The organism is Bradyrhizobium sp. URHD0069 (genome assembly GCF_000701345.1).
In the GTDB taxonomy this organism is placed as follows: domain Bacteria; phylum Pseudomonadota; class Alphaproteobacteria; order Rhizobiales; family Xanthobacteraceae; genus Bradyrhizobium.
Genome location: NZ_JNIJ01000022.1, coordinates 14,475 through 39,340, shown reverse-complemented (window position 1 = coordinate 39,340; position 24,866 = coordinate 14,475). Strand labels below are relative to the sequence as shown.

Annotated in this window: 20 protein-coding genes and 2 pseudogenes; 8 read left to right on the top strand and 14 right to left on the bottom strand. The window is 62.4% G+C overall.

What is annotated here, in order from left to right:
• Window positions 1-236 precede the first annotated feature (236 nt).
• Window positions 237-1,973 carry an adenylate/guanylate cyclase domain-containing protein gene (locus tag N554_RS0114745; RefSeq protein ID WP_029584169.1) on the bottom strand — a complete coding sequence of 579 codons (1,737 nt, stop codon included), beginning with the start codon at window positions 1,971-1,973 and terminating at the stop codon, window positions 237-239.
• A gap of 406 nt (window positions 1,974-2,379) precedes the next feature.
• Between N554_RS0114745 and N554_RS0114740 the strand changes: the two genes are divergently transcribed.
• Window positions 2,380-3,915: a glycosyltransferase family 39 protein gene (locus N554_RS0114740; protein WP_051677509.1), complete on the top strand. Its 1,536-nt coding sequence runs from the start codon at window positions 2,380-2,382 to the stop codon at window positions 3,913-3,915.
• On the opposite strand, the gene N554_RS0114735 is transcribed toward N554_RS0114740, so the two are convergent.
• Together N554_RS0114735 and N554_RS0114730 are read right to left on the bottom strand one after the other, a co-directional pair.
• Window positions 3,916-4,947, bottom strand: a complete 1,032-nt coding sequence (locus N554_RS0114735) for a YcjF family protein (RefSeq protein ID WP_029584167.1) — start codon at window positions 4,945-4,947, stop codon at window positions 3,916-3,918.
• Complete coding sequence (locus N554_RS0114730) at window positions 4,944-6,413, bottom strand: YcjX family GTP-binding protein (RefSeq protein WP_029584166.1); 1,470 nt, start codon at window positions 6,411-6,413, stop codon at window positions 4,944-4,946. The genes N554_RS0114735 and N554_RS0114730 overlap by 4 nt, the downstream gene beginning before the upstream one ends.
• Before the next feature lie 182 nt (window positions 6,414-6,595).
• On the opposite strand from N554_RS0114730, the gene N554_RS0114725 reads away from it, so the two are divergent.
• Both N554_RS0114725 and N554_RS0114720 read left to right on the top strand, forming a co-directional pair.
• Window positions 6,596-7,291, top strand: a complete 696-nt coding sequence (locus tag N554_RS0114725) for a PAQR family membrane homeostasis protein TrhA (RefSeq protein ID WP_029584165.1) — start codon at window positions 6,596-6,598, stop codon at window positions 7,289-7,291.
• Between the two features lie 25 nt (window positions 7,292-7,316).
• Window positions 7,317-8,111 (top strand): SDR family oxidoreductase, encoded by a 795-nt coding sequence (locus N554_RS0114720; protein WP_029584164.1) that lies wholly within the window; start codon window positions 7,317-7,319, stop codon window positions 8,109-8,111.
• A gap of 140 nt (window positions 8,112-8,251) precedes the next feature.
• On the opposite strand, the gene N554_RS42035 is transcribed toward N554_RS0114720, so the two are convergent.
• The 8 genes from N554_RS42035 to N554_RS0114685 form a co-directional block, all read right to left on the bottom strand.
• The gene (locus N554_RS42035) at window positions 8,252-8,668 is read right to left on the bottom strand and encodes a thiamine pyrophosphate-dependent enzyme (protein ID WP_245283611.1); all 417 of its coding nucleotides are present in this window, start codon (window positions 8,666-8,668) and stop codon (window positions 8,252-8,254) included.
• Window positions 8,584-9,876, bottom strand: coding sequence for a benzoylformate decarboxylase (gene mdlC / locus N554_RS35870; protein WP_245283610.1), 1,293 nt, complete (start codon window positions 9,874-9,876; stop codon window positions 8,584-8,586). The genes N554_RS42035 and mdlC overlap by 85 nt, the downstream gene beginning before the upstream one ends.
• A 170-nt stretch (window positions 9,877-10,046) precedes the next feature.
• Complete coding sequence (locus N554_RS0114710; RefSeq protein WP_029584163.1) at window positions 10,047-10,898, bottom strand: HTD2 family dehydratase; 852 nt, start codon at window positions 10,896-10,898, stop codon at window positions 10,047-10,049.
• Window positions 10,895-12,025: a CaiB/BaiF CoA transferase family protein gene (locus N554_RS0114705; protein WP_029584162.1), complete on the bottom strand. Its 1,131-nt coding sequence runs from the start codon at window positions 12,023-12,025 to the stop codon at window positions 10,895-10,897. Before N554_RS0114705 ends, N554_RS0114710 begins: the two co-directional genes overlap by 4 nt.
• Window positions 12,026-12,034: 9 nt before the next feature.
• On the bottom strand, window positions 12,035-13,201 hold the full coding sequence (locus N554_RS0114700; protein ID WP_029584161.1) for an acyl-CoA dehydrogenase family protein: 1,167 nt from the start codon (window positions 13,199-13,201) through the stop codon (window positions 12,035-12,037).
• Window positions 13,198-13,635 carry a PaaI family thioesterase gene (locus N554_RS35865; protein WP_051677503.1) on the bottom strand — a complete coding sequence of 146 codons (438 nt, stop codon included), beginning with the start codon at window positions 13,633-13,635 and terminating at the stop codon, window positions 13,198-13,200. Before N554_RS35865 ends, N554_RS0114700 begins: the two co-directional genes overlap by 4 nt.
• A 123-nt stretch (window positions 13,636-13,758) precedes the next feature.
• On the bottom strand, window positions 13,759-15,033 hold the full coding sequence (locus N554_RS0114690) for a cytochrome P450 (protein WP_029584159.1): 1,275 nt from the start codon (window positions 15,031-15,033) through the stop codon (window positions 13,759-13,761).
• Between the two features lie 30 nt (window positions 15,034-15,063).
• Window positions 15,064-16,335 (bottom strand): cytochrome P450, encoded by a 1,272-nt coding sequence (locus tag N554_RS0114685; RefSeq protein ID WP_029584158.1) that lies wholly within the window; start codon window positions 16,333-16,335, stop codon window positions 15,064-15,066.
• Between the two features lie 235 nt (window positions 16,336-16,570).
• On the opposite strand from N554_RS0114685, the gene N554_RS0114680 reads away from it, so the two are divergent.
• From N554_RS0114680 to N554_RS35860, 3 genes and pseudogenes are all read left to right on the top strand, one after another.
• Window positions 16,571-17,743: an isovaleryl-CoA dehydrogenase gene (locus N554_RS0114680; RefSeq protein ID WP_029584157.1), complete on the top strand. Its 1,173-nt coding sequence runs from the start codon at window positions 16,571-16,573 to the stop codon at window positions 17,741-17,743.
• 86 nt (window positions 17,744-17,829) lie between these two features.
• Entirely contained in the window at window positions 17,830-18,981 is a 1,152-nt protein-coding gene (locus tag N554_RS0114675; RefSeq protein WP_029584156.1) for a DUF898 family protein, read from the top strand.
• A 3-nt stretch (window positions 18,982-18,984) separates the two neighbouring features.
• Window positions 18,985-20,102 (top strand): annotated as a pseudogene (locus N554_RS35860) (M48 family metallopeptidase).
• 4 nt (window positions 20,103-20,106) lie between these two features.
• Here the strand turns inward: N554_RS35860 and N554_RS0114665 are convergent.
• Window positions 20,107-20,277, bottom strand: a pseudogene (locus N554_RS0114665) (DUF2927 domain-containing protein); the annotation flags it as partial.
• Between the two features lie 260 nt (window positions 20,278-20,537).
• On the opposite strand from N554_RS0114665, the gene N554_RS0114655 reads away from it, so the two are divergent.
• Entirely contained in the window at window positions 20,538-21,290 is a 753-nt protein-coding gene (locus N554_RS0114655) for a tellurite resistance TerB family protein (RefSeq protein ID WP_081851271.1), read from the top strand.
• Between the two features lie 293 nt (window positions 21,291-21,583).
• Here N554_RS0114655 and N554_RS0114650 read toward each other — a convergent pair whose 3' ends face one another.
• Window positions 21,584-22,396 carry a DUF2927 domain-containing protein gene (locus N554_RS0114650; RefSeq protein WP_029584152.1) on the bottom strand — a complete coding sequence of 271 codons (813 nt, stop codon included), beginning with the start codon at window positions 22,394-22,396 and terminating at the stop codon, window positions 21,584-21,586.
• A gap of 59 nt (window positions 22,397-22,455) precedes the next feature.
• The gene (locus tag N554_RS0114645; RefSeq protein ID WP_029584151.1) at window positions 22,456-23,037 is read right to left on the bottom strand and encodes a L,D-transpeptidase; all 582 of its coding nucleotides are present in this window, start codon (window positions 23,035-23,037) and stop codon (window positions 22,456-22,458) included.
• Between the two features lie 282 nt (window positions 23,038-23,319).
• Here N554_RS0114645 and N554_RS0114640 point away from each other — a divergent pair, with 282 nt between their 5' ends.
• The gene (locus N554_RS0114640) at window positions 23,320-24,864 is read left to right on the top strand and encodes an acetolactate synthase large subunit (RefSeq protein WP_029584150.1); all 1,545 of its coding nucleotides are present in this window, start codon (window positions 23,320-23,322) and stop codon (window positions 24,862-24,864) included.
• The last annotated feature ends 2 nt before the right edge of the window (window positions 24,865-24,866 follow it).

Here is a 24,866-nt window from a genome sequence, read left to right as displayed (position 1 = left end):
TGCCGCGCAAACCCGCCGCGCGAGGTCCGGTTTCGGTCGAATTATCGCCAAAACCGCTCGCAAGGCCGGTCGGGCCGAGGGCATGCTTTGGCGGATATGTGCCAGGCCGGCAAGCCAGCGCACATCCGTCGCATCGCTTCGGTCAGCGGTCCAAGAGAATTGTATTTTCATTCGATGACAATTTTCTGAACGAATGTTCAAGTGTGAAAACCTCACACATCGATATCGCGCTCGCGCTAAGCTGCGACAACTTCCACATCGCCGGCAAGCGCGGACAGCTTTTTCGCACTTGCAACAGTGCGGACAATCATCGGCTCGGCGCGGCCGCGGATTGCGACTTCATGCCGGGGCAAAGCACCGGCAGGAAGACTTGCGGTGACGCGAACCTCCTCGGAGAGGACCACTTCGCATGCGAGACTCTTTGTCATGTCCTGCAGTCTTGCCGCGACATTGACGGCGTCTCCGAGTGCGGTGAACACCATGTGCTCGCGATAACCTATGTCGCCAATGATCACTTCGCCGCCATGAATGCCGATGCCGAACCGGATCGGTTCACGCAGATCGTGACTCAGAAATTGATTCAGTTCATCGACGTTTGCAGCGATCCTGGCTGCCGCCTTGAGCGCCTGGCGACAGGCGGTTTGCGGGTCGGCCGCGAGCCCGAACAGCGCCAATTGGCCGTCGCCGACGAACTGGTTCGGTTGACCGCCGGATTCGATCACAGCCTGCGACACCGCGCCGAGAAAGCGGTTGACGATGAAGACGGTATCGAACGGCAGCCGCTTTTCCGCAAGCTTGGTCGAGCCCCGCATGTCCACGAACAGGCTGACGAGATAGCGCTCCTCGCCGATGCGGGAGGGATTTGACGTTCGCAAGCTCGCTGCCGTGATCTGCGGCAGGAATATCTGGAAGAAAGAGAGATCGGCCTCGGGCCTCAGCTGGCAGGCAAGCCGGATTGCCGGATCCAAGCCGGCTCCGACGCGGTCAAGCACGAAGGCCTCCCGCTGGGATGGCTTCGGCAACGATGCGCAGTCGCCGATCACGCGAATGCGGCAGGTGGAGCACCGAGCGCGGCCGCCGCAGACGCTGGCATGCGGGACGTTGTTGCGCAGGCTCGCCTCGAGCACGCTGAGTCCCTTCGGGACGCGAACCGTCCTGCCGTTGCCGTAAGACAACGTGATCATGCCGCCGCGGCGCTCATTCAGGGCACGCACGGCCCTTGCCAGCAGGACAAATCCGATCAGGCCGAGATAGCCGATCAGGAAATAATCTTCGATGCTGTTCAGGGTGGCCTGTTCGGCTGGCGTGCCGACCTTGCGTCGCGAAAGATTATCCGCCCTCCATTCGGCGCTATCGCTGTCGATGACGCTTCGTTCGCCCTGATAGAGACCGAGCATGGCCAGCGTCGGAACCAGCACTGCCGCGGCAAGCAGAAATGGTGCGGCGTTCTGGTAGAACGCTTTCATCCGCAGCCAGAAATAGAGGCCGATGCAGCCGTGGATCCAGGCGATGATCATGACGGCCAGCATCAGCCAGATTTTGTACGGCCATACGAACCAGTACGCAAAAAGCACCTGCGGATACAGCTTTTCATGTCCGAACAGAGTGTGTCCGAGCCGCACGCCGGCAATGTGGGTGATGACTAGCGCCGGGATGCTCAATCCAAGCACGAGCTGAAGCGGCTCGATCGCTTTCCAGCGAAATTGGCGGCGCTCGTAAAGCGCCCAGATCCCAAGGCCGGCGTGCACGAGCGCCGCGGTATAAAATGCGATCGCGACCGGGAGAAATTGCCAGAAAGCGGTGTGGTAGTAGACCCCGGTGGCAAGGGCATCCATGGAGACGTTGCCGAGCGCGTGGTTGAGGAAATGGCTGACCAGATAGGCAAACAACACCAGCCCGCAGCCGAGACGAAGCTGCCGGATGCCGATGCCGCGGAGGGCCCTTGTGATCCGTTGTTGAGGAGAGGGAGCCATACGGTTCGATCGAACACTCATCGTCACTATATCGACGATAGCTGAGTTTAATTCCCTCGGCGACCACCTTTGCACGCGTCGTCCCGGCGAACGAGCTTAAGCCGGCGCTTTCTTTCCCTCTCCCGTTGCGGGAGAGGTGCCTGAGCGAAGCGAAGGGGGTGAGGGGTTACGGTCTATCAATGGCCCACATCCCTCACCGGGCTCAATCTCGCTGTGCTCGATTTCGCTACCCTCTCCCACAAGGGGGAGAAGGGAAGATGAGTCCGATGGCTCGCCGACACGTTGACACCCTATCTGGAGTCGGGGAGAAAGCACCGTGACGATCGCCCCACCCGATAGCATCAGCACCAAACCGGACAGTCCTGCCTTTCGGCAATTGCTTGCCGTGGTCGCGTTGATCGCTGCGATGACTGCGATGCGGGTAGTTTACGCAAGCCTGCTCGATCTACGTACTGACGAGGCCTATTACTGGACCTGGTCGAAGGAGAACGTGCTTTCTTTTCTCGACCATCCGCCGATGATCGCCTGGTTCATCCGCTTCGGCACCGCGATCTTCGGCGACACCAATTTCGGGGTGCGGTTCGCCGGCATCCTCGCGATGCTGATCACGCAACTGCTGCTCGCGGATATCGTCCGGCGAGTGACACATGACGTCCGTGCGATCGTGCTCGCCGTGCTGATGCCGGAGGCCGCGCTTTATTACGGGCTGCTGATGGCCAAGGTCTCGCCGGACGTCGCGCTGATTCCGTTTGCCGTCGCGATGCTGTGGGCGCTGGTCCGGCTCAGCGAAAGCGGCAATCCGCGCTGGTGGCTGGCCGCCGGCGTGTTCGCCGGACTGGCGCTGCTGTCGAAATTCACCGCCGTCATGCTGGTTCCGGCTGTAGTGGCTTTCATGCTGGTGCCGGACTGGCGCCGGCGCTGGCTGCTTAGCCCATATCCCTGGCTCGCCGCGCTGATCGCTATCCTGGTGTTCCTGCCGGTCTTGATCTGGAACGCTCAGCATGACTGGGCGTCGTTCAAATTCCAGTTCGTGCGTGCCACCGCGACCCATGAATTGTCGCTGCGTACCGTCGGCGATTTCGTCGGCCTGCAGTTCGGGCTGGTCGGGTTTATTTTGCTGCCGGTGGTCTTGTCGGGCGTGACGCTAACGGCGTGGCGGGGATATCGGCGGGCCGATGCCGTGGCCATTCTGCTTTCGACCGCTGTGATCGTTCCCTTCGGTTATTTCTTCTGGAAATCGCTGAGCTTACGGGTCGGTGATACCTGGCCAATGTTCATGTGGCCCGCCGGGTTTGCCGCCGCTGCGATCAACATTGCGATGCTGCCGCGGGAAGGCTGGCCGGCATGGATCATCAAATCGACCATCTCGTGGGCCAACGCGGCCGTGGCTTCCGGAATCATCTTCGTCGTTCTGGTCTTTCTCTATTATGTCGCCAGCCCCTGGAATTTCATCGGCAGAACCGATCCGATCGGCGGTGAGGCGGGTTACGAGCAGGTCGTGGACCGCGCGCAGGCGGAGTTGCAGAAGATCGGCGCGACCTGGATCGCAACCACGGACTACCGGACCTACGCGATGCTGCGCTGGTTTTTGAGAGATCGCGTGCCGGTGATCCAGATCAATGAACGCGGCCGGTTTATGGGTTTTCGCGATCCCGGCATCAGCAAGATCGGAGGCCACACGGGTCTCTACGTCGCGCGCGAACCCGACAATGCCAGTCCGTTGTGGGCGGCTACCACGGCTGTCCGAGAACCGCTCGAACGCGTCGACCGCAGCTGGCGTGGCATCGTGATGGATACCTATGCGCTGGAGAAACTGACGGGATGGACGCCGGAACTTTCACCACCGCCGGATGCGCCGCTCTATCGCTGGCGCGTGTTGGCGGAGGAGTCGGGAACGCTGCGGGGTAGTCGGGGCTTTGTCGTCGCAGCTTCGGCTCGATGATCATTCGTCGGCGTCGCGCTTGCGCAACAGGTCCTTGGCGAGGTCGGCGAGCGCCGGTCGGGGTAATGCCGTGAACGGCAGCGGACGCGTAACGTCTATTGCCGCGAGCCCGAGCCGCGCGGTCAGCAGTCCGTTGAGAACGCCTTCGCCGAGACGTTGCGACAATTTCGCCGCGATGCCATGGCCGAGCATCTGTTGAATCAGACTGTCGCTCGCCGCCATGCCTCCCGTGATCGCAAGATGCGCAATGACATGCCGCAACAGCCGGATCATGCCGAGTGCGCCCGGCCGTCCGCCGTACAGCCGTGCCAGCTGCCGGATCAGGCGCAGCGAGGCTACGAATACGAAGAGAACGTCGATCAGTGCGCGCGGACTGACCGCCGTAACGATCGACACGCGCTGCGCGGCCGATGAGACCAGCCGGCGCGCCTCCTGGTCGAGCGGCGCCATCAACTCGCGCTCCGCCAGCCGGATCATATCGGCGCCGTCGATGATGTCGTCGGTATGGCCCTGCAGCGCGGCGCGTGCCCGCGCCAAATGCGGGTTCTGGTGCTCAAGTTTCAGGAGATCCTGTACGATGGTGCGGCTCTGCGCGCGATCGTCGCTCACGAGGACCGCGGCCGCGCGCAGGTGCAGTTTTTCGATAGTCGCAAGCCGGGCAAGACCGAACGCCTCGCGTGCGACAACGACGATGAGCGCGACCGTGGCGGCAAAGGCAAACGCCAGTCCGAGGTAGCCGAGGCTCTCGCTACGCGCGAACAAGTCCTCGATCAGGCGGGTCACGCCAAGTCCGAGTCCGAGCAGGATCAGTCCACCGATCGCGGTCCAGAAAACCGCACCCCAGCGGAAGCCCCGTTGCGCCGGAACGACCGGCGCCTCAAGGCGGACCGGCAGCAGCGCAGGGTCAGCTTCCGGCGTGATCTGGACGGTGCCGCGAGGCGGGCGGCTTGTATCGTCAGCATCAATCACGACTACGCCGGGATCGTCGAGCTTGAAAGTCACCGGCCGTCGGTGATGAGATCGCTCGCTCATTGCAGTCTGTCTCCGATCAGGAACTGGAGGGCGCGGTCGAGGCGGATGTGAGGCAGAGCGGGCTCGTCGGCGCCCTCGCGTTCGAGTTGCGGCGGCCGAAAGCGAAGAAAGCGAAAATCGGTTTTGTCGGTCGTGGCGCTGGAAAGGCCGCGAAACGCACCGTCGCCCTTGAAAAGCTCTTCCGGGTCAGCCGGCAGATCGCCTGGAAAGGTCGCGACCTCGGTCTTGCCGTCGAAGGCCTCGCCATTGGCCGTCTCGCCGGGGGCAGGGGTTCCGAGGATCGAGGGCAATTTGTCGCGCCCGCGTTGCACTTGCGCCTCGCGGGTGGCGCGTACCGCAGCCAATGCGACGACGTCGATCTCGGCGCCGGTATCCTCGGCGCGTGATGCAGCCTTGGCTACGGTTCGCCGCAACACCGCCTCCAGGCGATCGTGGCTCGAATGATGCAGATGATCGGCCTTGGTTGCGGCGAACAAGATGCGATCGATCCGCGGACGGAACAAACTGCTCAGCAGCGTGCTGCGCCCGATCCTGAAGCAATCCAGAATCCCCGCCAGCGCTGCCTCAAGGTCGTGCAACGCTTCCGGGCCTGAGTTGAATGCGGCCAGCGCATCGACCAACACGATCTGGCGATCGAGTCGCGAGAAATGGTCGCGAAAGAACGGGCGAACCACCACGTCTTTGTAGGCCTCGTAACGCCTCACCATCATGGCCCACAGCGATCCATCGGGCGCCGATCCATCGACCGGCACCTCAAGCGGCGCAAACGTCAGGGCCGGCGAACCCGCGAGATTGCCCGGCATCAGGAAACGGCCGGGTGGAAGCAAGCTCATGGCGAAGCGCTCGTCGCGGCAGGCACGCAAATAGTCGGTGAACAGCCGCGCCGCCGCCAGCGCCGCCTGCTCGTCCTCGCGGCTCTCGGCGTTCAGCGTCGCCAGATGCTCATGCCAGTGCGCCGCGAGCCGCGCGCGCGGCCGTTCCCGCGATAGCGCAAGGCCTTCATGCGCCCATTGCTCATAACTCTTGTTAAGCAGCGGCAGATCGAGCAGCCACTCGCCGGGATAGTCGACGATGTCGAGCGTCAGCGTTCGGTCCGCGCCATTCTGCCGCTGATAGTCGATAACCAGCCGCAGTTCGCTGATATCGACTGTGGAGTTCGGCCAGCGGCGCTCCTCGATCAGGGTGCGCACATGGTTCTCATAGTCGAACCGCGGCACCGCATCGTCAGGTTGCGGCTCCAGCCGGGCGCGGGCGATCCGCCCCGTGGCGAAAGGTTCGAAAATGGGAAAGCGGCCGCCGCGGGTGAGGCCGTGAATCAGCGCCGTGATGAAGACGGTCTTGCCGGCACGCGACAGTCCGGTGACGCCGAGCCTGATCGTGGGATTGAAGAAGTGATCTCCATAGTCCAGCAAAGCTCGCGCCGACAGCCGCGCTTCCTCGACAATATCGGAAAAACTAAGGGCCATGCGGGCGGGGAGAACTCGATTTGAGGAAGGCAATTTGTGGGACTGTCCGAAAAGTGGAGATTAGCCGGCAGAAATCAAGTTTCCATACTTAGGTCGCGATTTGAGTCCAGGAATTTGAGGGTTCGTTGACCTCCCCGGAGGCATCCTTTATCGCTTCACTGGAAAGCTTGCCGGGCTGTGTCATGACCATTTTCAAACTAAAACAACTCGCCTCGGCCTCCGTCCATGCGGCGGCTGGCAACGTCCGCTGGAATTACGATCGGGCCGAACTGATCGCAGACGGCGTCGTGCATGGGATTGGCGTGTGTTTCGGCTTGATCGCCGCGACCGTGCTGGTTGTGCTGACCGTGATCTATGCCACCGCGTTCCAAGTGGCTGCGGTGTCGGTCTACGTCGCGGGATTGCTGGCAATGCTGGTGCTGTCGGCCACCTATAATTTGTGGCCGATCTCGCGGGCCAAATGGGTGCTGCGCCGCTTCGATCACTCGGCGATCTATGTGCTGATCGCAGCCACCTACACTCCGTTTGTCATGCAGCTGAGAGACAGCATTTTCGCCGTCGCGTTGTTGATCGGGGTGTGGTGCGTCGCGATTGTCGGCATCGTGCTCAAGCTGCTGCTGCCGGGCCGTTTCGATCGGCTGTCGGTCGGGCTCTACCTGGCGATCGGCTGGAGCGGCGCGATGCTCTATGATGCCGTCGCGGCGGCGCTGCCGACCATGGCGGTCTGGTTCGTGATCGCCGGTGGTGCGCTGTATAGTCTCGGCGTGGTCTTTCACGCCTGGCAGCGGTTGCGTTTCCAGAATGCTATCTGGCATTCGTTTGTGCTGCTGGGCGCGGCTTGCCATTATACCGCGGTGCTCGATCTCGTCCTGGCCTAGAGATTTTCAAACAGCTGAGGTAACGATGCAGGTCGCCGGTAAGGTAGTGGTTGTCACCGGCGGCGCCAACGGCATTGGCCGCGCACTCTGCGAAGTCTTTCACCGCGCCGGCGCTGCCACGGTGGTGGTCGCCGATCTGGATCTGGCGGGCGCCGAAGCGGTCGCCGCCTCGGTTCAAGGCGCGGCGTTCAAGTGCGATGTCGGGCAGGAGAAGGATATCCGCCACGTCATCGAGGAAACCGAACGAAAGTTCGGCCCGATTGGGCTGTTCTGCTCCAATGCCGGCATCGGCGGCGGGTTCGATCCGCTGTCCGAGAACGCCGGCGGAACTTCCGACGAGCCGTGGGCGAAAAGCTGGGCGATCCATGTCATGGCGCATGTGTACGCCGCGCGACATTTGATCCCGCGCATGAAGGCGCGCGGCGGCGGCTATTTCCTCAACACGATTTCGGCCGCGGGGCTTTTGTCGCAGGTCGGAAGCCCGGCCTATTCGACGACGAAGCATGCGGCCGTGGGTTTTGCCGAGAACCTCGCGATCTCGCACAAGGCCGACGGCATTCACGTTTCGATTCTCTGTCCACAGGGCGTCGATACCAATATGCTCCGCTCGATTCCGAAGGGTCCGCAATCCGGCGACGGCGATCTGACGCCGGAGCAAGTGGCAAGGGATGCGCTAGCGGGCATCGAGCAGGAAACATTTGTCATTTTGCCGCACCCGCAAGTCCTCAGCTACATGCGCAAGAAGACCGAGGATTACGATCGCTGGATATCTGGCATGGCGAAGATCCAGGCCAGGATGCGGGAAGCGCGAGGGAAGTAAGAACAGCTCGTGGCGAGAAGCACTGTTAAATCCTCAAACGTCATTGCGAGGAGCACTTGCGACGACGCAATCCATCTTTTCCCCACGCCGCGACATGGATTGCTTCGCTTCGCTCGCAATGACGTGGAGAGAGCTTTGTCCTAGCCCTTCTGCGCATAGAGCACCGGCACCGCGGAATCCACCATCACTTCGACCAAACTTACGCCGTCATGCGCGAGGCCGCGCTTAAGCGCAGGCGCGAGTTCGGATGATTTTCTGACCCGCACGGCATCGCAGCCGAGGCCCTGCGCAACCTGGACAAAATCGATGCCGGGCAGCTCGAGGCCGGGGACATTGCGCACCTGCATCACCTGGCTGAACGAGCGCATCGCGCCGTAGCCGGCGTTGTTGATCACAACGACCGTGAGCGGCAGCTTGCGTTGCGCTGCGGTCCACAGGGCCTGGATCGAATACATTGCGGAGCCGTCGCCGATCAGGCAGACGGTCCTGATATCAGGGCGGCCAAGTGAGATGCCGACCGCGGCCGGAAGGCCATAACCAAGCCCGCCGCTTGCCATGGTGTAAAAACTGTCCTGTCCGCGCATCGGCATGAACTTTTGCATCGCCGGCGATGTGAGGGGGCTTCCTCCACCAGCGCGGCGTCGTCAGGCATGGCCGCCGAGAGGGTGTGCAGCAGGTATTCAACCGGGATCGGATCGGCTGAGTGGGGTGCCGCAGGCAAGGTCCGGCCCGCCGGCATCGTGCGTTTGGTCTCAGGTAGTAGCTCAAGCAGCACCGTCAGCGCCGGCTTCATGGTGGCGACGATGCTGGCGCCGCTCGGCGAGACCGCGGCCGCGGTCGGATCGTCGGTGATCTGGAAGATGGTGGTCGCGCCATCGAAGATCGAGGCGTGACCTTCGACATGGAAGGTGAACACCGGCGCGCCGATCACGACTACCAGATCATGGTCGCGCAAGGCCTCCGAAAGCTGCGCGGGCGAGGCATGAAGAAACCCCGCGAACTGCGGATGCCGCTCCGGGAAGCTGCAGCGCGCCGAAAACGGGCTGACCCAAACCGCGGCCCTCGACTTCTCCGCAACGCGCACCATCAGATCGACGGCCTGCGCGCGATCGACGCCGGGGCCGACCACGAGGGCAGGACGCTTGCTCTCGGCAAGCGCTGCGGCAAGCGCCATCATCGCACCCGGGTCCGGGCCGAGCTCGCGGCTGACGTGGCGGGCTTCTAACGTCTGCGTTTGATGCGTCCAGTCGTCGATCGGCACCGAAACAAACGTCGGTCCGCAGGGCGGCTGCATCGCCACGTAGTAGGCGCGCGCAATCGCCGCGGGGACATCTTCGGCACGCGCCGGCTCGACGCTGAATTTGACATAGGGGCGCGGAAATTCCGACGCCCGCTCGGCATAGAGAAATGCCTGCAGCGGCAGCATGCTGCGCGCCTGCTGGCCCGCGGTAATCACAAGCGGCGTCTGATTGCGGTGCGCGGTGTAGATGTTGCCGAGCGCGTTGCCGACGCCTGCGGCGGAATGAAGATTGACGAAGCCGGCGTTGCGGGTGGCGTGCGCGTAGCCATCGGCCATGCCGATCACGGAGGCTTCCTGCAAGCCCAGCACGTAGTCGATGTCGTCAGGCCAGTCGCTCAGGAATGGCAGTTCCGTCGAGCCGGGATTGCCGAACACCTTTCGGATTCCGAAGGCCCGCAACAGGTCGAGCGTTGCCTGCTTGACGCTAACGGATTTGTTGCTCGCTTTGGACTTCTCATGCGGCAAGGCGAGTCACTCCCGGCGCGTTGGCGTCATCTTCACCTCTCCCATTGGGAGAGGTCGGCGCGAAGCGCCGGTTGCGGGGATGCGGACCATCGACAGACCGTAGCCCCTCACCCCAGCCCTCTCCCCATGGGAGAGGGAGCAGACTTCCGTTGACGCGGGCTTGGTGCCCCTCACCACGTTGCGGTGCCCTTCATGGTCGGCTGGCCGGCGGAGTTCGCTGTCCACAGTTCCATGCCGCTGGCGCCGTCGTTGGCGTTGATCGAGAACTCGCTGCCCTCGAACAGCGGCTGCAACCCGCGATAGCTGAACTTCTTCGGCGCGGTGCCGCCATGGAGCTTGGCGGCCATCTCGACAATGAATGCCGCCTGCAGCGGACCATGGAAGATCAGGCCGGGATAACCCTCGACCTTGGTGACGTAGTCGCGGTCGTAGTGAATGCGGTGGCCGTTGAACGTCAGCGCCGAATAGCGAAACAGCAGCACGGGGTCAGCCATGTGGCTTTCGCGATGCTGCGCGGCAGGCGGCGGCGTCGCCGGCTTGGTTGGCGCGGACGGCGCCGCCGACATGTCGCGATAGACAATATCCTGCCGCTCGCGGATCGCGGTGCCGCGCGGGGTCTTGACCAGATGTTCGACCGAGACGAAGCACAGCACACCGGTGCTGCCGGTCTTCATCGTCACATCCGATATGCGCGAGGTCCGCGCCATCTCATCGCCAACGCGCAGCGGCTCGAAAAACTCCAGCTCGCCGCCGGCCCACATCCGGCGCGGCAGCGGCACCGGCGGCAGGAAACCGCCGCGCGTGGGATGGCCGTCGGGTCCCAGTTCCGACATTGGGAAGACCGGCTGCGCCAGGCACCAATGCACCGTGAACGGCGCGGCGTCGCCCGACTTGGGATCATCGATCTTCATGAACAGCGTCGCACGCAGGCCCTTCACCAGTTGCGCCGTGACGATGTCGGAAGCCTCACTGGTGCGGCCGATCCATTGCCGCAAATGGTCGATATCCAGCTTGTCGCTCATGACGATTTGGTCCGGATTGGGGAGGGCTTGGCGGTGCCGATGCGCTCGCCGATGCCGGGCACGGCGCCGTAGTGACGCGGCTGGTCGACGACGATCGCAGCCGGCGCGGGATAGGTCACCAGCCCCGCCGGCGTGTCTACCTCGATGCGGCGCAGATGCGGATGCACCGCGAGATCGGCCATGGCGTTGACCTCGGCAAACGCAATGTCGGCATCGGCCAAGCGCTGCAGCAGGTCATCACGCGTCATCGTCGCGAAGATGTCGCCGACGGTCTGGTCGGTCAGCTTGCGGTTGCGAACGCGCTCGACCATGTTGGAGAATCTGGGATCATTGGGCAGGTCAGGCTGGCCCAACACGTCCGCGCATAACTTCTTCCATTCGCGCTCGCTCTGGATCGAAATCAGGATGTCCTTACCGTCCTTTGAGCGAAATACGCCGTAGGGCGCGATCGATGGATGAGCGAGGCCCATCCGCTGCGGCGGATTGCCGGCTTCGGCATTGAGCAACGGCACGGTCAGCCAATCGGCCATCACGTCGAACATCGAAATCCTGATATCCGCACCCTTGCCGTTCCGCGAGCGGGCGATCAGCGCTTCGAGGATGGCGGCATGTGCGGTGGCGCCGGTGGCGACGTCGACGATCGACATTCCGACGCGCGAGGGGCCATCCGGGCCTCCGGTGATCGATGCCAGCCCGCTCTCGGCCTGGATCAGGAGATCGTAAGCTTTGCGATGCGCGTAGGGCCCGTCGTCGCCATAGCCCGAAATGGTACAGCAGATCAGTTTTGGATAATCTTTCCGTAAGCGCGCAAGCGAGAAGCCGAGCTTGTCCATCGAGCCGGGTTTGAGATTCTGGATCAGCACGTCTGCGCCGGCGATCAGCTCTTCAAGGCTCGCGCGCCCTTCTTTGGTGGCAAGGTCGATCACCACGGAATCCTTGCCGCGGTTGAGCCAGACGAAATAGCTGCTTTGTCCCTTCGCAGCCGCATCATAGCCGCGCGCGAAATCGCCCTCGGGCCGCTCCACCTTGATGACATGGGCGCCGGCATCGGCCAGCCGCGAGCTGCAGAACGGTGCTGCGACCGCCTGTTCGACGGCAATGACGGTCAGTCCCTCAAGCGGCAGCATCTGATCTTCTCAATAGGAGCGGGGCATGCCCAGCACGTGCTCGGCCAGGAACGACAGGATAAGATTGGTCGAGATCGGCGCCACCTGATAGAGCCGCGTCTCGCGGAACTTGCGCTCGACGTCATATTCTTCTGCGAAGCCGAAGCCGCCATGGGTCTGCACGCAGGCATTGGCGGCTTCCCAGGAGGCATCGGCCGCCAGCATCTTGGCCATATTGGCCTCGGCGCCGCAATCGAGCCCGGCTTCGTATTTCCGGGTGGCTTCCTTCACCATCAGTTCGGCCGCGCGCATCGATGCATAGGCTTTTGCGATGGGAAACTGGATGCCTTGATTTTGGCCAATGGGGCGGTCGAACACCGTGCGCTCCTTGGCGTAGCTTGATGCCTTGGCGATGAACCATTTGGCGTCGCCGACGCATTCCGCCGCGATCAGGATGCGCTCGGCATTCATGCCGGAGAGGATGTAGCGAAAACCCTTGCCTTCCTCGCCGATCAGATTTTCCGCCGGTACCCGCATGTCGGTGAAAAACACTTCCGTGGTGGAGTGGTTCATCATGGTGCGGATCGGGCTGATGGAGAGCCCGTTGTTCTTGGCCGCCTTCATATCGACGATGAACACCGACAGGCCGTCGGTGCGCTTCTTGGATTTCTCCTTTGGCGTGGTCCGCGCCAACAGGATCATCAGGTCGGAATATTCGGCACGGCTGGTCCAGATTTTCTGACCGTTGACGATGTACGTGTCATTGCCCTCGCGCCTGGCAAATGTCTTCAGCGAAGAAGTATCGGTGCCGCTGGTCGGCTCGGTGACGCCGAACGCCTGCAGCCGCACTTCGCCGCTGGCGATCTTCGGCAGCCATTTCGATTTCTGCTCGTCGCTGCCGTGCCGCAGCAGCGTGCCCATGGTGTACATCTGGGCATGGCAGCCGCCGCCATTGCATCCGGCGCGCTGGATCTCCTCAAGGATCGCGGCCGCGGCCGACAATTTCAGCCCGGCGCCGCCATATTCTTCCGGAATCAATACCGAGAGATAGCCGGCCTGCGTCAGCGCATCGACGAAGGCGCTGGGATAGGCCATCTCGCGGTCGAGTTTGCGCCAGTATTCGCCGGGGAATTGGCCGCAGAGCTTGGCGACAGCGTCACGGATGTCGGCATATTCGTCTTGTTCTGTTGCGTTCATCGGAACTCGGCTGGCAGATCGAGGGCGCGCATGGTGGCGGTGCAGAATGCGCAGAGGCGTTCGGAGCTGTCGTTTTTGCTGAAGACTTCGACCGTGGCAACCCCGATCGAGCCTGACATTTGCAGGGTTTTGGCGCGGGCCACGAGTTCGCTGCCATCGGCGGGACTCAGAAAATTGACCTTGATCTCGACGGTGACCCCGATCCGCCCCTTGGGCAGTCCAGAGGTAACCGCAATCCCGGCAGCCTGATCGGCCAGCGCGGTGATGACGCCGCCGTGAAAATGACCGAAGAACTGCAGCAGATCCGGCCGGCGCGGCAGTGAAACCTCGGCGCTCCCCAATTCGACGGCGATGATGCGGAACCCTGCCGCCGCTGTGAATCCCGTCGCCGTAATGGCTTCGGCAAGGCTCGGCGGATTGAGGGCGGTACTCAAGGTGTTGGTCTGTTCATGTCGGTATATCTCGACCCGGCGAACGGAGGGTACGGCGCAGATGCGCCGTTGCCCACCCTAGGATCTCAGCACGTAGCGTGGGCAAAGCGCAAGCGTGCCCCACCATCACGCTGGGATGCGTACCGGCAAGGACTCGATGCCTCGCACAAAGCTGGAATAGACCCGCTTCGGTTCGCCGACCACCTCGATCCTGTCAAACCGTTTCAGCATTTCCTGCCAGACGATCTTGAGCTGCAGCTCGGCAAGCCGCATGCCGACGCAGCGGTGGATACCGAAGCCGAACGACAGATGCGTGCGGGGGCGGGGGCGATCGATAATGAAGTCGTTGGGGTTCTCGATGACCTCTTCGTCGCGATTACCCGAGACGTACCACATCACGACCCGGTCGCCCTTGCGGATTTTCTTGCCGCCGATCTCGGTATCGACAAGCGCCGTGCGCCGCATATGTGCGAGCGGCGTCTGCCAGCGGATAACCTCCGGCACCATGGAATCGATCAGCGCCGAATTGTCGCGTAGCTTCTGATACTGGTCGGGGTTTTCGTTGAGTGCCAGCACCGAGCCGGTCATGGTATTGCGGGTGGTGTCATTGCCGCCGACGATCAGCAGGATGATGTTGCCCATCAGGTTGTCGGGGTCCATGTGCCGGGTGGCTTCGCTGTGCGCCATCATCGAGAGCAGGTCGTTGCGCGGCTCGGCATTGACGCGCTCGTTCCAGAGTTTGGTGAAATAAGCCGCGCACTCGTCCATCTCGGCGCGGCGCTGTTCGGCCGATTCAACGATGCCGCTTTTCGGCAGCGCGGTCGAGACGTCGGACCAGCGCGTCAGCTTGCGGCGCTCTTCCCAGGGGAAGTCGAACAGCGTTGCCAGCATCTGGGTGGTCAGTTCGATCGAGACGCGATCGACGAAATTGAAGGTCTCGTTACGGGGCAGGCCATCGAGCACCTTGCCGGCGCGTTCGCGGATCAGCACGGCGAGTTCGTCGAGATGCGCCGGCGTGAACATCGGCGACACGGTCTTGCGCTGGGCGGAGTGCCGCGGCTGGTCCATCGCGATGAAGCTTGGATAGTCATAGCCCGGTGGTACGTCACGGAGCAAGATGCCGCCGAGGCTGACGTCGGAAGAGAAGATGCCGTGATTGGTGTCGACATGCATGATGTCGTTGTATTTGGTCACCGACCAATAGGGTTCGATCGGCGAGCTGGAGCAGTAATGCACCGGCTCTTCCTTGCGCAGCCGCTCGAACCACGGCCACAGCGTGTCGTTCTGGAACAGCCGTGGCGCGCCGGGATGGAAATCCTTCAGTGCCGTGGAATAGGCCTCCTCGCGCGCCTGGCGCTGAAGCTCGGCCTTGTCGGCTCGGACTGTTCTCTGGACGTTCATCGTCGATCGATCCCAAAATGTTTGAGCCAGTCAGCCAGCGATGCGCACCGGCAGGGTCTCGTAACCTTTGACAAAACTCGAATACACCCGCTTGGGTTCGCCGACCACCTCAATATTGTCAAAGCGTTTCATGATTTCTTCCCAGATGATCTTCAATTGCAGCTCGGCTAATCTGATCCCAACGCAACGATGAATGCCGAAGCCGAAGGAGAGGTGGGTGCGCGGTCGGGCCCGGTCAACAATGAACTCGTAGGGACGCTCGATCACCTCTTCGTCACGGTTGCCCGAGACATACCACATCACGACCTTGTCACCCTTCTTGAACTGCTTGCCGCGGAATTCGATGTCTTCGAGCGCGGTCCGGCGCATATGCGCCAATGGCGTCTGCCAGCGGATCACCTCCGGCACGAAACTATCGATCAGCGCCGGATTTTCGCGCAGCTTCTTGTACTGATCCGGATTCTTGTTCAAGGCATAGATGCTGCCCGACAAAGTGTTGCGGGTGGTATCGTTGCCGCCGACGATCAACAGGATCAGGTTGCCGAGGAAATTCTTCGGATCCATGTCGCGCGTGGCTTCGCTGTGCGCCATCATCGACAACAGATCGCTCTTCGGCGGCTGATTGATGCGCTCTTTCCAGAGCTTCCCAAAATACGTCGCGCATTCCAGCAGTTCGGCCTGTCGCTCGTCTTCCGTCGCGACGACGCCGTCCGGACCGGGAAGCGTGGTTGCGACGTCGGACCAGCGCGTCAGTTTACGTCGGTCCTCCCATGGGAAGTCGAACAGCACGGCGAGCATCTGCGTGGTCAGCTCGATCGAGACCCGATCGACCCAGTCGAACACGTCGTTGACAGGCAGATTGTCGAGGCATTCGGCCGATCGCTTGCGAATGTTGATCGCGAGTTGGTCGAGATGCGTCGGCGTGAACATCGGCGCGACGGTCTTGCGCTGCGCGCTATGGCGCGGCTGATCCATCGCGATGAAGCTTTCGCGGCGCAGGTCGGGTGCGACGTCGCGGATGGTTATGCCGCCGAGCGATGCCGCCGACGAGAACACCGAATGATTGGTCTCGATGTCCATGATGTCGTTGTATTTTGTCACCGACCAGTATGGCCCGAACATGCTGTCCTTGCAGTAGTGCACGGGGTCTTCCTTGCGCAGCCGGTCGAAATACGGCCAGAAGGAATCGGTCTTGAACAACTCGGGCTGGCTGACGTCGATATCCGCGAGGGGGATGGAATGGGCTCGGTCCCGAGCGGCCTTCTGATGGGGATCTCCGGCGAGATCGATCGTTCCGTGCATGGGGCGGCTCCCTGATATTCCGCTTTGCGGTTTACGTCCGGAAGCGGTCATTTGGGTGAATTACATCCCCTTGCGCGCGCCAGGGCAAGGGAGTGTTTGCCGCATTCGAATCGTCCGGCCGGCGCCCATCCGCCGGATGCCCCCTTCTCAGCAACTTCGGCCCGTGACAAGCTCATTTCCAAAGAATAAGGCTGTGCGCGAGACAAGCCACCTATTCGCCCGGAGGCCGCCCGCCATGATCCCCAACGCTTATCGGATGTTCAATTTCGATCTTGGCGAAACCGCGGATGCTATACGCGAAACCGTGCAGGATTTCTCGAGCCATGAGATCGCGCCGCGGGCCGACGAGATCGACAAGAGCAACCAGTTTCCGCGCGACCTCTGGCCAAAAATCGGCGCGCTCGGCCTACACGGCATCACCGTCGAGGAGGACTACGGCGGATCAGGTCTGGGGTACCTCGAGCACTGCGTCGCGGTTGAGGAAATCTCGCGCGCGTCGGCGGCGGTCGGGCTATCCTATGGCGCGCATTCCAACCTTTGCGTCAATCAACTGCGCCGCAACGGCAACGAGGCGCAGAAGCGGAAGTATCTGCCGAAGCTGATTTCGGGCGAGCACGTCGGTGCGCTGGCGATGTCGGAACCCGGCGCCGGCTCTGACGTGGTGTCGATGTCGACCCGTGCCGAGAAGAAGGGCGACCGCTACGTCATCAACGGCAGCAAGATGTGGATCACCAACGGTCCGATCGCGGAAACGCTGGTGGTCTATGCCAAGACCGATCCGGCTGCCGGGCCGCGCGGCATCACCGCGTTCATCATCGAAAAAGGCATGAAGGGATTTTCCACCGCGCAAAAGCTCGACAAGCTCGGCATGCGCGGCTCCGACACCGGCGAACTGGTATTCGAGAATTGCGAAGTGCCGGAAGAAAACGTGCTTGGCGAGGTCGGCCGCGGCGTCAACGTGCTGATGTCCGGCCTTGACTACGAGCGCGCGGTGTTGGCCGCCGGTCCGCTCGGCATCATGCAGGCCTGCCTCGATGTGGTCATGCCCTATGTGCACGAGCGCAAGCAGTTCGGTCAGCCGATCGGCAGCTTTCAATTGGTGCAGGGCAAGATTGCCGACATGTACACCACGATGAATGCGTCGCGCGCTTACGTCTACGCAGTGGCGAAGGCCTGCGATCGCGGCGAGACCACTCGCGAGGATGCAGCCGGCGCCATTCTCTATGCCTCCGAAAAGGCGACACAATGCGCGCTCGACGCCATCCAGTTGCTCGGCGGCAACGGCTATATCAACGATTACCCGACCGGCCGGCTGCTGCGCGACGCCAAGCTCTACGAGATCGGCGCCGGCACCAGCGAGATCCGGCGCATGCTGATCGGCCGGGAGTTGTTCGACAAGTCGGCCTGAAATCGTCGAACCGGATCTGTCTGGGCCGGTAAATCTGTGGTTTAATCCTGATTTGCCGCTGCCCTGGAGTTGATTCCGTGAACGAGATGAAGTGGACCCCGTTGGGGCCGCCATCGCCTTCGCCCTTGCCGCCTCCGCTTTCCGTGCCGGTGGCGTTTTCCGGCGATCGCGGTGAGTTTTTCCGGCTAGTGAGGCGTGGCGCCGCCCTCGAATTCGTCACCCTGGGTTTTTACCGGTTTTGGCTCGTCACCGATATCCGCCGTCATTTGTGGTCGAATACCCAGATCGACGGCGATGCAGCGGAATATACCGGCCGGGGCAAGGAACTGCTGATTGGATTCCTGTTCGCGCTCGCCATTCTCGTGCCGATATATCTGCTCTATTTTCTTGCCGGCCTTGAAGCTGAACGCCATCAGGCGTTCGCCGGTCTTCCCCTGATCGCGTTTTTCTATCTGTTGGGACAATTCGCGATCTATCGCGCGCGGCGCTATCGCCTGACACGCACGGTATGGCGCGGGGTGCGGTTCTGGATGGACGGTTCGGGCTGGTCCTATGCGGGACGCGCCACGCTCTGGGGCCTGCTGACCGTGTCGACCCTCGGACTGGCACTGCCATGGCGGGAAGCCGCGCTCGAACGCCACAAGATGCGGCACTCCTGGTACGGCGATCTGCAAGGCCGTTTCGAAGGCCAGGGCCTGGAATTCTTCAAGCAAGGCTGGTGGCTGTGGCTGCTCGCGCCGGTGGCGATCGTCGTGTTTCCGCTGGCGCCGTTCTTCTATGCGGCGTTCAAGGCGGTGCAGTGGCGCTGGTGGCTTTCTGGGATCCGGTTCGGCGGGGTGCAACTCGAATCGACTTTGCGGCGCGGCGCGCTGCACGGCCTTTACTGGAAGGTGATCGGCTGGGCCCTTTTGTTGTCGACGGTCTTCGGCCTCTACGTGTTCGGTTGCACCATGCTGGTCGCGAACGTCAGCGGCGCGACGTTCGAGCAAACCATCGGGCCGAGCGGGATATCGCAAAGCATCCCGGTCCTGATCCTGACCGCGATCGGCTATCTGGCGCTGGCGCTCGCGCTCGGCGTGGTGACGCGGCTCTATCTGATGCGCGATCTCTGGGTGCGGGTGCTGGCTTCGACGACGGTGCGCAACATCGCGGCGGCGGCGAATGTTTCCTCGAGAGGAACTCCCGCCAGTGCGCTCGGCGAAGGCTTTGCCGACGGGCTCGATGTCGCAGGCTTTTAGGCCATGAGCGACCATGCGACGGACAACGACTCCGGGGACGGCGGCGCCTCGCCACCGCCGTCGGCGGTGTATTTCGACGGGCTGTCGAACCGTCGCCACGTCGTTTCGCTCGCCTTCAACGACGGCCTCGAAATCCACGAGGATGACGGCACTCTGGCGAGATGGTCCTACGCCGATATCCGCCGCGTCGACAGTCCGGCCGGGATCCTCCGCGTGACCTGTCTTGCGGCACCCGCGCTGGCGCGGCTGGAGATCCGCGATGCCGGGGCGGCGGAGCATATGACGAGCCGCTGCCCCAAAATGGACGAGAATCTTGCCGACCGCCGCGGTATCGCTGCCATCATCGCCTGGTCGCTGGCGGCGGCGATCTCGATCATCGCCGTGGTCCTGTGGGGAGTTCCGCTCGCCGCCGACCGCCTGACGCCGCTGGTGCCGCAGAGCCTCGAACGCCGGCTGGGCGATGTCGCGGACTCCCAGGTCAAGACCGTGTTCGGCGGCAAGGTTTGCGACCATGCGCCGGGGCAAGCGGCTTTCACCAAACTCGTCAATGCCGTTCGCGAATCTGCGGGACTCGATACATCGGTGCAATCAGCGGTGATGTCGAACCCGATTCCAAATGCCTTCGCGCTGCCCGGCGGCAAGGTGTATGTATTCGACGGGTTGCTGGCTAAGGCCGACAATGCTGACGAAATCGCCGGCATTCTGGCGCACGAACTCGGCCATCTCAGCCATCGCGACAGCACGCGTAACCTGATCTACAACGGCGGCACGTCGTTTCTGGTCGGATTGCTGTTCGGCGACGTCATCGGCTCCGGCGCGCTGATTTTTGCTTCGCGTTCGCTGCTGACCGCGTCCTATTCGCGCGAGGCGGAGCAGAATGCCGATACGTTTTCATCGATGTGATGCACCGGCTCGGCCGTTCGCCAAAGCCGATGGGCGAATTGATGTTTCGCGTCACCGGAAAGGAAGGCGACAAGGGCCTGTCGATCCTGGCGAGCCATCCGCTGACCGAGGACCGGCTGGCGCGCATGAGCAAGGAAGATCGCCCGCCCAGCAGCCAGCCGCTGCTGACGGAAGCGGAATGGACGGCGCTGAAGGCGATCTGCAGCGCAAAGAATTGATCGCCTATTCCGCCAGGTTATTCGCTTTCCGCACCCAGACGCGGACGTCGGCGAGGACGTCGGGCAGTACCGCCTTCACCTCAGCAACGGTCATGCCAGCCTCGATGCGGGGGTCGTACAGAATGTTTATCAGGTACTGATCGTAGACATCGAAATATCCCGCCGACACATTGTCAGTGCTGCCGAACGCGGTGGCAGCCAAAGCGATCGCGAATAGGCGTGCAACATGAGAAGACCGGTCAGGTGCGTTTATCGCAAACGACGCTGCCGCAATCGGCCGCGGTTTCCTATTTTCAAACTCATCAGGCACAATTTCCGCGCTTGCAGGTAGAGCGGATTGATTTGCGGGACATTTGGCCGCATTTGCGAGCCGTGAATTCGTCGCCGGTCTTTCCTGAGTAACGTGGCGGGAGAATCACAGGAGAGATAACCACCATGCTCGACGCGAAGCGTTTGCTTGACCAGTTTATCGGTACGCCCGGCGGTCCAGAGGCCAATCGCGAGCCCGGTGCGGGCGGCATGGGCACTCTCGGCAACATGCTCAGCGGTAGCTTGGGTGGCATCGGCGGAGGCGCCGTTGCCGGGGGGCTCGCAGCATTGGTTCTCGGCTCAAAGCAAGGCCGGAAGCTCGCCGGCAGCGCCTTGCAGCTCGGCGGCGTGGCTGTCGTCGGCGCGCTTGCCTATCGCGCCTATCAGAATTGGCAATCGGGCAAGAATTTCAACCAATCCACTGTCGGCAGCAATTCGGCAGGCCTCTTGCCGCCACCATCCGATACTCCGTTCGCACCGGCGCGCGAATCCGAACAGCAAATCCTTGGACGGCATTTGCTAGGTGCCATGATTTCAGCGGCGAAGGCTGACGGTCATGTTGATGCGAAGGAACAGGCGACCATTTTCGCCGAAATGGACAAATTGAATCTGTCCGCCGACGACAAAGCCTTCGTGATCGACGAATTGCGCAAGCCACTCGACGTCGATGCGGTGGCGAAAGCTGCGCGCACGCCCGAAGAAGCCGCCAGCATCTACGCGGCATCGCTGCTCGCGATCGATGTCGACAACCCTTCCGAACGCGCCTACCTTGGATTGCTCGCGGCCCGTTTGGGATTGGACAGCGCGCTCGTAACTCACCTGCACGCAACCGTAGAAGGCGTCACCGAGCCCGCCGCACGTACAGCCGTGGCTGGTTAACCCACCGCAGGATCGTGTCCGCTTCACACAAAAGAGGGAAACGGCGGGAACACGCACGAGCAATCCTGTCGAAGCAATTGAATGAATGTCGAATGGTGGGCACGTTTCGCTTTGCCCGCTACGAGCTGCTTTCGTCTGATCTCTTTACGCGCCGTCCCTGCGAACGGAACGCAGGGATCCATAACTACTGGCCTCGATACTGAAAAAGAAGACCTCTGCGTCAGTGCTGAAACGAAGTTGCCGCGCGGTATGGGTCGCTGCGTTCGCAGGACGACCTGCGGAGAGAGCATACACTATTCCGCCAGGTTATTCGCTTTCCGCACCCAGACGCGGACGTCGGCGAGGACGTCGGGCAGTACCGCCTTCACCTCCGCAACGGTCATGCCGGCCTCGATGCGGGGGTCGTACAGAATGTTTATCAGGTACTGATCGTAGACATCGAAATATCCCGCCGACACATTGTCGTTGAACATGGTCCAGGGCACGTTGGTATCGTTGATCGGGCCCAGCGACTGCAACAGTTCCTCATAGGCGCAATCCAGGAACGTGAAGTCGCCATTGTCGACGGTCAGGATCACATCGGAGTGCTCGATTTCAAACCGGTCGTTCTTGCGAAAGCCGGACAGGCATTGCGGATCGAGCGAGGTGCGTATTTGGCGAGCCCGTTCGCTGCCGTAGAATGTCGACATGGTACGGAACAGGTCGCGGTCGCGCACCAGCTTGACCAGGACATTGGCGCTGTCGCTGGTCTCTGCCATGGCGATGTCAAGATGCCGAACCCGTTTGGCGATGTCGGCCACAATTTTTGAAAGCTGCGCCTTTCGATCGGGACGGTTGCCATCGGCGAACACGCGCACCGGCGCATGATATTTTCTGATGCGATCGACCCGCCCGGCAAGATGATATTCGGCGCCGAAGGCGGTCTTCAGAAACCCCTCAATGATCTCGCTGTCGGTGAATGTCTTTTTTTCAGTGCGCTGACGCGAGGCGACGGCGGGAATTTCGGCCGATGCCGATGGTGGCCAGACAGCGCTGCCGAACGCGGTGGCAGCCAAAGCGATCGCGAATAGGCGGGCAACACGAGAAGACCGGTCAGGTGCATTCATCGCAAACGACGCTGCCGCAATCGGCTGACGCGCGCAAGGCTCGAGTTCCCGCGTCTGCCCTAGTTTTTCACGATCACGGGGGTGCCGACGGACACGCGACTATAAAGATCGGTCACGTCCTCATTGGTCATGCGGAAGCAGCCGGAGGACACCGCCTGGCCGATCGTTTCCGGCTCGTTGGAGCCGTGAATGCGATAGAGCGTCGAGCCCAAATACATGGCGCGCGCACCGAGGGGATTGTCGACGCCGCCGACCATGTGGCGTGGCAGATCGGGCCGCCGCGCCAGCATCTGGCGGGGCGGAGTCCAGCTCGGCCATTCCTTCTTCGCGGAGATGCGGTGGGTGCCGGCCCAGCGAAAGCCGTCGCGGCCGACACCGATGCCGTAGCGAAGCGCCTGGCCATTGGGCAGAACGAGGTAAAGCCGCCGCTCGGCGGTGTTTATGAGAATGGTGCCGGGCGCATAGTTGCTGGCAAAGCTCACGGTCTGCCGCGGAATCGGGCTTGATCTGCCGATGCCGAAGTTGCTGAAGTTGGGGCCGCCTCCCATGATATCGCGCGTATCAAAGCCCTGGGCTCGCGCGTGGCCGACGCCGGCCAGCAAGCTCACCGCCGCAAACAGCAAAGCAAAAACCCGGGTCATCTTGGTCCTCTCAGGGAAAATCGATTTGGCCGCCAGAGACGGCCATAACTGGCGCGATTTCGCAAGCCACGGCCGCGTGAATCGCCGATTTTCAAACGCCGCCGTTACCGAAAGATGACCGCGCCTGGGGCGATGGCAGCAATGCTCCCGTACCCTTTGACGAAAGGCGCTGGGAATGATTGATCGTCAATGAACCCAAAAAGCGCGATCAGCAAAGTGGGGTCCGGTTTTGCGTGCGATCGCGCGCTAAACTATTAAAACGCCGCGAACGGGAGTGGAACGATGAATGGTGCGGAAAGTCTGGTGCGGACCTTGGTCGCGGGCGGCGTTGACGTCTGCTTCGCCAATCCCGGCACCTCCGAGATGCATTTTGTTGCCGCACTGGACCGGGTCGAGGGCATGCGCTGCGTGCTCGGCCTGTTCGAGGGCGTGGTGACGGGCGCGGCGGACGGCTATTTCCGCATGAAGGGCACGCCGGCATCGACGCTGCTGCATCTCGGCCCCGGCCTCGCCAATGGCCTTGCCAATTTGCACAACGCCAAGAAGGCGAATTCCGGCATCGTCAACATCGTCGGCCAGCACGCGACCTATCACATCGACTATAACGCGCCGCTGACCTCCGACATCGAGGGCCTAGCGCGGCCGATGTCGGCATGGGTGCGGACCTCGCCGGATGCGAAATCGGTCGCCAAGGACGGCGCTGCCGCGATCGCCGCGGCCAAGAGCGCGCCGCCGCAGATCGCCACCCTGATCCTGCCCGCCGACACCGCGTGGAATGAGGCCGACGGCATCGCGAAGGTGCCGGCGGAATCCCAGCGCGCGGCCTACTCCTTGCAGGCGGTCGAGGCCGCGGCGAAGGTGCTGCGCGGGGGCGAACCGACGCTGCTGCTCTTGACCGGCAGCGCGCTCACCGAGCGGGGCCTGGCGCTGGCGGCGCAAATTGCCGGCAAGACCGGCTGCAAGGTGATGGGCCAGACCTATAATCCGCGGATGGCGCGCGGGCGGGGACGGTTCTCGATCGACCGGATTCCCTATGTGATCGAACAGGCGCTGCCGATCCTTAAAGATTTCCGCCATATCGTGCTGGTCGAAACCAACGATCCCGTGGCGTTTTTTGCCTATCCGAACAAGCCGAGCCTGTTGAAGCCGGAGGGCTGCGAGGTTCATCGCATGACCTCGGGGGGAGAGAACTCGGTCGCGGCGCTGGAGGCACTGGCATCCGCCGTGGGCGCCAAGCCGGCAGATGCGAAACCGCAAGCCTTGACCGAAATCGCCAAACCGACCGGGGCGCTGACGCATGCTTCGATCGCGCAGGCGATCGCAATGGCGATCCCGGAAAACGCCATCGTGGTCGATGAATCCATCACCACGGGGCGCGGTTTCTTTCCGCCAACGGCGGCCGCCGCCCCGCACGACTGGCTGCAGAACATGGGCGGCTCGATCGGATTTTCGACGCCGGTCGCGACCGGGGCGGCTGTCGCATGCCCGGATCGCAAGGTGATCTGCATGGTCGGCGACGGCAGCGCGATGTACACGCTGCAATCGCTGTGGACGCAGGCCCGCGAAGGCCTCAACGTGACCACGATCGTGTTCGCCAATCGCATCTATCAGATCCTGCGTGGCGAATTCGACGGCGTGGGCGCCGGCGAGCCGGGGCAGCGTGCCCAGGACATGCTGAAAATCGATCGGCCGACGCTCGATTGGGTCGCGCTCGCCAAGGGCATGGGGGTTCCGGGCCGCGCGGTCGCTACTGCCGATGATTTCAACAAGGCGTTGGCGGAAGCCATTGCCGACCACGGACCGCGGCTGATCGAAGTGCAGATGTGAGG